The organism is Streptomyces sp. NPDC017890 (assembly GCF_044328675.1).
GTDB lineage: Bacteria > Actinomycetota > Actinomycetes > Streptomycetales > Streptomycetaceae > Streptomyces.
Window position 1 is genome coordinate 312,631 of sequence record NZ_JBIRHU010000004.1, and the last position, 8,719, is coordinate 321,349.

Sequence of the window (8,719 nt, forward strand, 5' to 3'; positions counted from 1 at the left end):
ACCGTCTGACGCCTGGGTACGTCAACCCGGCGCGCGCTCTTCCGATTTGGGCCCGCCGAACCCCTAGCCACTGTGCGTGTTCATGTGTTTACTATGAGTGACAGCAAGGGGTTGGGGTCTCGGGGACAGGAAACTTCGGAGCGCGATAACGTCACCGCTGAACCACGTGTCGCGTTACCCCGAGGGGCGACCCTCGGCCCTGTAACGCTTGTACCACCTTGGAGGTGAGGGTGTCCCAGATCGCAGGCGAGCCCGCGACCCAGGACTTCGTCGAAGTCCGGCTGCCGGCCGCGGGTGCCTACCTGTCGGTGCTGCGTACGGCGACGGCCGGCCTCGCAGCCCGTTTGGACTTCACCCTCGACGAGATCGAGGACCTGCGCATCGCAGTCGACGAGGCCTGCGCGATCCTGCTTCAGCAGGCCGTGCCCGGCTCGGTGCTCAGCTGTGTATTCCGCCTCGTCGACGACTCGCTCGAGGTCACCGTCTCGGCGCCGACCACGGACGGCCACGCCCCCTCGCGGGACACCTTCGCGTGGACCGTGCTGTCCGCTCTCGCCGGCAAGGTCTCCTCCGCCGTGGACGAGGACAAAACCGTTTCGATCAGCCTCTACAAACAGCGCGGCGCGGGACCCGGGCCGACGTGAGGAACGGGGACGGGCCGGTGCGGGACGAAGAGCGCGGGACAGGGGAGCTGCCGGCCGAGGGCACACGTTCTGAGAACGAGGCCCGACGCATGGCGGACGGCATCGACGGCATCCCCGAGCAGGCCCGGCCGCATCCGGAGGACGAGACCTCGCCCGAGGCCGTCCTCCCGGGCGACGGGCAGCGGACCGGGGGCAATCCCGTCCGGCCCGTCCGAGCGGAGGCGCGGGCTCGGGAAAGGGCAACGGGCGGGACGATGAGCGAGCACGAGCGACACTCCGAGGACGGCGCGCCGGGGGCACGAGGCACGCGGCACGACCCGCAGGACCGCAGCGGGGCGCGTCTCCTGTTCGCCGAGCTGCGCACGCTGGAGAAGGACAGCCCCGAGTACGCGGAACTGCGCAATCGGCTGGTCCGCATGCATCTGCCGCTCGTCGAGCACCTCGCGCGCCGCTTCCGCAACCGCGGTGAGCCCCTGGACGACCTCACCCAGGTCGCCACCATCGGGCTGATCAAGTCGGTCGACCGGTTCGACCCGGACCGCGGTGTGGAGTTCTCCACGTACGCGACGCCGACGGTCGTCGGCGAGATCAAGCGGCACTTCCGGGACAAGGGATGGGCGGTGCGCGTCCCGCGCCGGCTGCAGGAACTGCGGCTGGCCCTGACCACGGCCACGGCGGAGCTCTCGCAGCTGCACGGCCGTTCCCCCACGGTCCACGAGCTCGCCGAGAAGCTGGCGATCTCGGAGGAGGAGGTCCTGGAGGGTCTGGAGTCGGCCAACGCCTACTCCACGCTGTCCCTGGACGTCCCGGACACCGACGACGAGTCCCCGGCGGTCGCGGACACCCTCGGCGCCGAGGACGAGGCCCTGGAGGGTGTCGAGTACCGGGAGTCGCTCAAGCCGCTGCTGGAGGACCTGCCTCCGCGCGAGAAGCGGATCCTGCTGCTGCGCTTCTTCGGCAACATGACCCAGTCGCAGATCGCGCAGGAGGTCGGCATCTCGCAGATGCACGTGTCGCGGCTGCTGGCGCGAACGCTGGCACAGCTGCGGGAGAAGCTGCTGGTCGAGGAGTAACCGGTCAAGGAGCAGCCGGGCCGCCCGAAGACGACCGGACCGTTGTCCCGTCCGGTCACCGTCGGGCAGCGGTCACTTCTCGGCGCTCCTGGGTCCCCGGATGCCGAGGGCCTGGGTGGTTGCGGGGTTCACGAGCAGCACGAGCGCCGTGACGGCCACGACCCCGAGCACGATGCCCGCCGGGATGGCCACACTGTCGGCCTGCAGCAGGTTGTAGGCCACCGGCAGCGCCATGATCTGCGTGATGACGGCGGGCCCACGGCTCCAGCCCCGTCGGCCGATCAGTCCGCGGGCGGCGAGCAGCGGCAGCAGGGCGAGAACGATCAGGGTGATGCCGCCGGTGATGGCCGAGGTCCGGTCGTCGGGGTGGCCGGTGAGACCGCCCACCAGCATCCAGGCGCCACCGACGACGAGCGCCAGCCCCTCCAGTGCGGCCAGCGCGGCCGCGGCGGTCAGCCGGCCGGGACGGGGGCCCGCCTCTTCGGCGGCTACGGGGGTGGGTTTCTGGTCACTGCTCACCCCTGAAGGGTAGCCCTCGGCGCACCGGGTCCCGTGGGCGCGTCCGGCGCACCGCACACGATCCGGCGTGTCACGCGCCACCCCGCGCCCGCGGCGATCTCCACCTCGGACTGGGCCGGGTACCACCCAGTAGGTACCCTGCAGACCATGCGTGCACTTCTCGTGGTCAATCCGGCGGCAACCACCACGAGTGCGCGTACGCGCGACGTGCTGATCCACGCCCTGGCGAGCGAGATGAAGCTCGAGGCGGTCACCACCGAGTACCGCGGTCACGCCCGCGACCTCGGACGGCAGGCGGCGCGGAGCGACGACATCGACCTGGTGGTGGCCCTCGGCGGTGACGGCACGGTGAACGAGGTCGTCAACGGTCTGCTGCACGCCGGCCCCGACCCGGAGCACCTGCCCGGTCTCGCGGTGGTGCCCGGTGGCTCCACCAACGTCTTCGCCCGCGCCCTCGGACTGCCCAACCACGCAGTGGAGGCGACCGGGGCCCTGCTGGACGCACTGCGTGAGGGCAGCGAGCGGACCGTCGGGCTGGGCCTGGCCTCGGGTACGCCGGGCTCGGAGGACGAGGCGGTCCCGGCCCGCTGGTTCACCTTCAACGCCGGACTGGGCTTCGACGCCGGCGTGGTCGGCCGGGTCGAGCAGCACCGCGAGCGCGGCAAGAAGTCGACACACGCCCTCTACGTCCGCCAGGTGGTGCGCGCGCTCATCGGTGAGCCGCACCGTCGCAGCGGAACGATCACCCTGGAGCGGGCCGGCGAGGACCCGGTCACGGATCTGGTGCTGTCCATAGTCTCGAACACCTGCCCCTGGACGTTTCTCGGCAACCGTCCGATCTACGCGTCGCCCAGGGCCTCGTTCGACACCGGGCTCGACGTCTTCGGCCTCAGGCGCCTGTCGGCGGCGGCGGTCGCCCGGTATGGCACCCAGTTGCTCACTTCGTCCCCCGAGCGCGGCCCCCGGGGCCGGCACGCCGTCTCCCTGCACGATATGACCGAGTTCACCTTGCATTCGAAGGTGCCGCTCCCCCTCCAGATGGACGGTGACCACCTGGGGCTGCGGACAAGCGTGACGTTCACAGGCGTTCGTCGTGCACTGCGTGTGATTGTGTGAGCAGAAGGGGCGAAAGTCCTTTCACTCGAACGTTTAGACCAGGGTCCACCCCATGGAAGTACGGCTGTGACCTAGTCGACACCGCAGAATCTAAAAAAACTTTCCGGAAGGGGTTGTATCCGCCGCCGAGGTTTGCGAGTCTCTACTTGGCGATCGGGACGGCCCGCAACACCGGCCTCCACAGATCACCAGAACCCCTCTTCAAACCACAGGACCACGCCCGGGCAACCTGGCGGTAGGCCCTTCCCTTGTTGAGGGATTCGTGAAAGCGTTCACATTCACAAGCATCCCTGCATGTAATACCAAGGAGAGGTAGCAGCCATGGACTGGCGTCACCGCGCCGTTTGCCGCGAGGAAGACCCCGAGCTCTTCTTCCCCATCGGCAACACCGGTCCTGCGCTGCTGCAGATCGAGGAAGCCAAGGCCGTCTGCCGTCGCTGCCCTGTCATGGAGCAGTGCCTGCAGTGGGCGCTCGAGTCCGGCCAGGACTCCGGCGTCTGGGGTGGTCTCAGCGAGGACGAGCGCCGCGCAATGAAGCGCCGTGCCGCCCGCAACCGGGCTCGTCAGGCCTCCGCCTGACCATCCACCCCTGCTGACAGCCTGAGCTTGGCGGCGCGTGTGCCTGACGGCATTACTTCGTAGACAGCGAGTACGCAACCCCCCGCTCCCGAGCCGCAGCACGCAGTACCCCGATGCGATCGCACGAGCACTGGCCTCGGACCTTCACCGGTCCGGGGCTTTTTGCTGTCCGGCTTTTGCTGTCCGGCCCCGCGGCCTGCTCCCCCGCGGGCGCCGACTACTTCGCCGTGGGCACCGGGATGTCCAGGATCACCCGGGTGCCGCGCTCCGGCGCCGGGACCATGTCGAAGGCGCCGCCCAGCTCCCCCTCGACCAGGGTGCGGACGATCTGCAGTCCGAGGTTGCCGGATCGGTGCGGGTCGAAGTCCTCGGGCAGACCGACACCGTCGTCCTGGACGGTGACGAGGAGCCGGGCCTCCTTCGTCGTACCGCCACGGACCGCGGAGACCTCGACCGTGCCGGTGTCGCCCTCGCGGAATCCGTGCTCCAGAGCGTTCTGCAGAACCTCGGTCAGCACCATCGACAAGGGGGTCGCGACCTCGGCGTCCAGGATGCCGAAGCGACCGGTGCGCCGGCCGGTGACCTTGCCCGGCGAGATCTCCGCCACCATCGCCAGCACACGGTCGGCGATCTCGTCGAACTCCACGCGCTCGTCCAGGTTCTGGGACAGCGTCTCGTGCACGATCGCGATCGACCCGACCCGGCGTACAGCCTCCTCCAGCGCCTCGCGGCCCCGGTCGGACTCGATGCGCCGGGCCTGGAGGCGCAGCAGTGCCGCCACCGTCTGGAGGTTGTTCTTCACCCGGTGGTGGATCTCCCGGATGGTGGCGTCCTTGGTGATCAACTCACGCTCACGGCGGCGCAGTTCCGTGACGTCGCGCAGGAGCACCAGCGAACCGATGCGGGTGCCCTTGGGCTTGAGGGGGATGGCGCGGAACTGGATCACCCCGTCGTGCGCCTCGATCTCGAACTCGCGCGGCGCCCAGCCGCTGGCCACCTTGGCGAGCGCCTCGTCCACCGGTCCGCGCGACGGCGCGAGTTCGGCGGTGGTCCGGCCGAGGTGATGGCCGACCAGGTCGGCGGCGAGACCCATGCGGTGGTACGCCGACAGCGCGTTCGGAGAGGCGTACTGGACGATGCCGTCCGCGTCGAGCCGGATCAGGCCGTCACCGACACGGGGCGAGGCGTCCATGTCGACCTGCTGGTTCTCGAACGGGAAGGCGCCGGCCGCGATCATCTGCGCGAGGTCCGAAGCGCTCTGCAGATACGTGAGTTCCAGGCGGCTCGGGGTCCGGACGGTGAGCAGGTTGGTGTTGCGGGCGATGACGCCCAGGACGCGCCCCTGACGTCGTACGGGGATGGACTCGACGCGGACCGGGACCTCCTCTCGCCACTCGGGGTCGCCCTCCCGCACGATCCGGCCCTCGTCCAGGGCGGCGTCCAGCATGGGGCGCCGGCCGCGCGGAACGAGGTGGCCGACCATGTCGTCCTGGTACGAGGTGGGTCCGGTGTTGGGGCGCATCTGGGCGACGGAGACGTAACGCGTGCCGTCGCGGGTGGGGACCCACAGGACCAGGTCGGCGAAGGAGAGGTCGGAGAGGAGCTGCCACTCCGAGACCAGCAGGTGGAGCCACTCGAGGTCGGAGTCGTCGAGTGCTGTGTGCTGGCGTACGAGTTCGTTCATGGAGGGCACGTGGCTGAGCGTACCTGGCGGTACGGACAGCGCTCGAAACCAGCCGGGTCGCACCGTCGCCGGTGCCGGATCCGCCCTGGAACACCCGCGGGCCGCGGCGCCTGAGAGGGACCCTCAGCCCTCCCGGCACCGCAGCCCGGAGCAACAACGGCCGTGGGGTGTGCGGTCCCGGTCGGCCGAAGGATGAGGAGCCGGGGCAGTCAGGGCAGAGAGCTCCGGTTCCTCGGTCCGCCCTCCTGTGCGGGGAAGGCGGAAGCCTGACGATCACGTCGTACGAAGGTCACGGCAAGTGTCTCAGTGGCTATTGTGGACTAGACCACTCGCCGTGTCCATGTAGTGGGCGGGAGTTTGTCGTCGTCGCGTCCGTCGGCTGCTCGGACATCCGAGCAGTCGGCCAAAGCCTAACCCTGTTGGCTCACACACGGGGCCAGACGGCCAGGGCAATTTCCGCGAGCGCCTCCAGCTCCGCCCGGCTCGCACCGTCACGCGCCTGCTGGGACATGCCCTGGATCATGGCGCCGGTGAACCGGGCGAGAGCGGCCGCGTCAGTGTCCGGCGGCAGCGCCCCCGCGGCGACGTCGGCGCCGATCCGGTCCTCGATCCCGGCGATGTTGGCGTTGCGCCGCTCGCGCAGGGACTCCTCGACCTCGGAGGTCGAGCAGTTGGCGGCCGCGTGGATGACGAGGCAACCGTGCGGCCGGCCGGGGGCCGTGTATTCGGCGGCGGCCTCGCGCAGCATCCGCTCCACCCCCGCCCGGGCGGTCGGCTCCTCGGCCAAGGCGCGGGTACCGAAGGAGCCGTACCGCACGCCGTACTCCTGGACGACCTCCTCGAAGAGCGAGCGCTTGTCGCCGAAGGCGGCGTACAGACTCGGGGCGCCGATGTCCATGGCCCGGGTGAGGTCCGAGACCGACGTGGCCTCGTACCCGTGCTCCCAGAAGGCCATCAGCGCCTTTTCCAGGGCCGTCGCGCGGTCGAAGGAGCGGGGGCGGCCACGGGTCCTGGCCGCGGCACCGCGAGCCGGGGCGCCCGCCTGTCCGGTCTTCTCGCTGCTCACCATGGAGTGCATTTTATAGCGAGCACTAGAGAAATGACGCCGGCCTGTTGTACGGTCCTTTCTGTAGCGACCACTAGTTAATTTCGGAGGGGGCGCCGACATGGGCGTGCAGGGGGCACTCGCGGGCCGGACGGCTCTCGTCACGGGGGCGAGCAGGGGCATCGGGCGAGGGATCGCGGAGCGGCTGGGGCGGGACGGCGCACGCGTCGCCGTGCACTACGGCAGGAATGAAACGGCGGCGAAGGAGACGGTCGCCGCGATCGAGGCGGCGGGCGGCTCGGCGTTCGCGATCCGGGCGGACCTGCGCGCCCCCGGGGCGGCCGAGGCGTTGTGGGAGGAGTTCGACCGGCACGCCGACGGGCTGGACGTCCTGGTGAACAACGCCGGGATCGGCAACACGCGCCCCATCCGAGAGATAGCCGAGGAGGAGTACGACGCCGTCTTCGCGGTCAACGTGAAAGCGCCGTTCTTCATCCTCAAGCACGGCATGGAGCGGCTGCGCGACGGCGGCCGGGTCGTCAACATCTCCTCGGGGCTGGCCCGTACCGCGGTGATGCCGGACAACATGGCGTACGCGATGACCAAGGGCGCGCTGGACGTGTTCTCGCGTGACCTCTCCAAAGTCCTGGGCACCCGCGGCATCACGGTGAACTCGGTGGCGCCCGGGATCATCGACACGGACAACACGGCCGAGCTGCTGCACGGGAGCGCGGACGGCTGGGACCGGGCGGCGGCACTCTCCGCCCTGGGCAAGGTGGGGGCGCCGGCCGAGGTGGCCGACGTGGTCGCGTTCCTCGCCTCGCACGGAGGCAGGTGGGTCACGGGGAGCTGGGTGGACGCGACGGGAGGTTCGCTGACATGACACCGGCGTGAGGCCACCGCCGCCCCGTCGCACCGCGTGACCGTTTCGACGCGCCCGCGGGGCCCGGCTCTGTTAGATTGGTCTAAACCACATGGCCAGTCCCGGACCCCGGGTGAGTCCCCTCTTCGAAACGGCAGGCAAGCGTGGAAGTTGTCATCGTTCCGGACGCCAGGGCAGGCGGCGAACTGATAGCCGACGCAATGGCGCAGCTGCTGCGACGCAAGCCCGACGCCCTGCTCGGGGTGGCCACCGGCTCCACGCCGCTACCGGTGTACGAGGCGCTGGCGGCGAAGGTGCGCTCGGGCGCCGTGGACACCGCGCGGGCGCGGATCGCCCAGCTCGACGAGTACGTGGGGCTGCCGGCGGAGCACCCGGAGTCGTACCGCTCGGTGCTGCGGCGCGAGGTGCTCGAACCTCTCGGCCTCGGCATGGACGCGTTCATGGGCCCCGACGGCACGGCGGCGGACGTGCAGGGCGCGTGCGAGGCGTACGACAAGGCGCTGGGCGGGGCCGGCGGGGTCGACCTCCAGTTGCTGGGGATCGGGACGGACGGGCACATCGGCTTCAACGAGCCGTGCTCCTCGCTCGCCTCGCGTACCCGGATCAAGACGCTCACCGAGCAGACCCGCGTCGACAACGCGCGGTTCTTCGACGGTGACATCGACCAGGTGCCGCACCACGTGATCACGCAGGGCATCGGCACCATCCTGGAGGCCCGGCACCTGGTACTGCTCGCCACCGGCGAGGGCAAGGCGGACGCGGTGGCCGCGAGTGTCGAGGGACCGGTCGCGGCCGTGTGCCCGGCGTCCGCGCTCCAGCTCCACCCGCACGCCACGGTCGTCGTCGACGAGGCCGCGGCCTCCAAGCTGAAGCTCGCCGACTACTTCCGGCACACGTATGCCCACAAGCCGGACTGGCAGGGCATCTGATCCCACCCTGATCCCACCCGGTCCCTCGGGACCGGACAGCAGTGTGCGTGAAGGGCGCCGTCCCGGTGGACGGCGCCCTTCACCGTCTCCGGCGAGCAGCGCGCCGAGCGCCCGGACGGTCCGGTGTGGCCGGGGGGGGGGGGCGGCCCCCCCCGGGGGGGGGGGGGGGCCCCCCGGGGGGGGGGGGGGGCCCCCCGGGGCCCCCCCCCCCCGGGGGGGGCGCCCCCCCCCCCCGGGGGGGGGGGCC

At 70.6% G+C, this 8,719-nt stretch carries 9 protein-coding genes; 6 read left to right on the plus strand and 3 right to left on the minus strand.

From position 1 onward, the window contains the following. Window positions 1-230: 230 nt before the first annotated feature. Both ACH4F2_RS07930 and ACH4F2_RS07935 read left to right on the plus strand, forming a co-directional pair. Complete coding sequence (locus tag ACH4F2_RS07930) at window positions 231-644, plus strand: anti-sigma regulatory factor (protein WP_003973726.1); 414 nt, start codon at window positions 231-233, stop codon at window positions 642-644. Next, entirely contained in the window at window positions 641-1,717 is a 1,077-nt protein-coding gene (locus ACH4F2_RS07935; RefSeq protein WP_398131818.1) for an RNA polymerase sigma factor SigF, read from the plus strand. Before ACH4F2_RS07930 ends, ACH4F2_RS07935 begins: the two co-directional genes overlap by 4 nt. A gap of 72 nt (window positions 1,718-1,789) precedes the next feature. Here ACH4F2_RS07935 and ACH4F2_RS07940 read toward each other — a convergent pair whose 3' ends face one another. Beyond that, the gene (locus ACH4F2_RS07940) at window positions 1,790-2,236 is read right to left on the minus strand and encodes a hypothetical protein (protein WP_398131819.1); all 447 of its coding nucleotides are present in this window, start codon (window positions 2,234-2,236) and stop codon (window positions 1,790-1,792) included. Window positions 2,237-2,383: 147 nt separating this feature from the next. Between ACH4F2_RS07940 and ACH4F2_RS07945 the strand changes: the two genes are divergently transcribed. Together ACH4F2_RS07945 and ACH4F2_RS07950 are read left to right on the plus strand one after the other, a co-directional pair. Then, on the plus strand, window positions 2,384-3,352 hold the full coding sequence (locus ACH4F2_RS07945) for a diacylglycerol/lipid kinase family protein (RefSeq protein ID WP_398131820.1): 969 nt from the start codon (window positions 2,384-2,386) through the stop codon (window positions 3,350-3,352). 321 nt (window positions 3,353-3,673) lie between these two features. Beyond that, the gene (locus ACH4F2_RS07950) at window positions 3,674-3,931 is read left to right on the plus strand and encodes a WhiB family transcriptional regulator (RefSeq protein WP_003973730.1); all 258 of its coding nucleotides are present in this window, start codon (window positions 3,674-3,676) and stop codon (window positions 3,929-3,931) included. A gap of 217 nt (window positions 3,932-4,148) precedes the next feature. Here the strand turns inward: ACH4F2_RS07950 and ACH4F2_RS07955 are convergent, their stop codons facing one another. Continuing rightward, window positions 4,149-5,624 carry a sensor histidine kinase gene (locus ACH4F2_RS07955; RefSeq protein WP_398131821.1) on the minus strand — a complete coding sequence of 492 codons (1,476 nt, stop codon included), beginning with the start codon at window positions 5,622-5,624 and terminating at the stop codon, window positions 4,149-4,151. A 415-nt stretch (window positions 5,625-6,039) separates the two neighbouring features. Beyond that, a complete protein-coding gene (locus tag ACH4F2_RS07960) occupies window positions 6,040-6,684 on the minus strand; it encodes a TetR/AcrR family transcriptional regulator (RefSeq protein ID WP_398131822.1) in 645 nt (214 codons plus the stop codon). 97 nt (window positions 6,685-6,781) lie between these two features. On the opposite strand from ACH4F2_RS07960, the gene ACH4F2_RS07965 reads away from it, so the two are divergent. Both ACH4F2_RS07965 and nagB read left to right on the plus strand, forming a co-directional pair. Beyond that, entirely contained in the window at window positions 6,782-7,543 is a 762-nt protein-coding gene (locus tag ACH4F2_RS07965) for an SDR family oxidoreductase (protein ID WP_398131823.1), read from the plus strand. A 143-nt stretch (window positions 7,544-7,686) separates the two neighbouring features. Further along, window positions 7,687-8,472 carry a glucosamine-6-phosphate deaminase gene (gene nagB, locus ACH4F2_RS07970; protein WP_398131824.1) on the plus strand — a complete coding sequence of 262 codons (786 nt, stop codon included), beginning with the start codon at window positions 7,687-7,689 and terminating at the stop codon, window positions 8,470-8,472. Window positions 8,473-8,719: the final 247 nt, after the last annotated feature.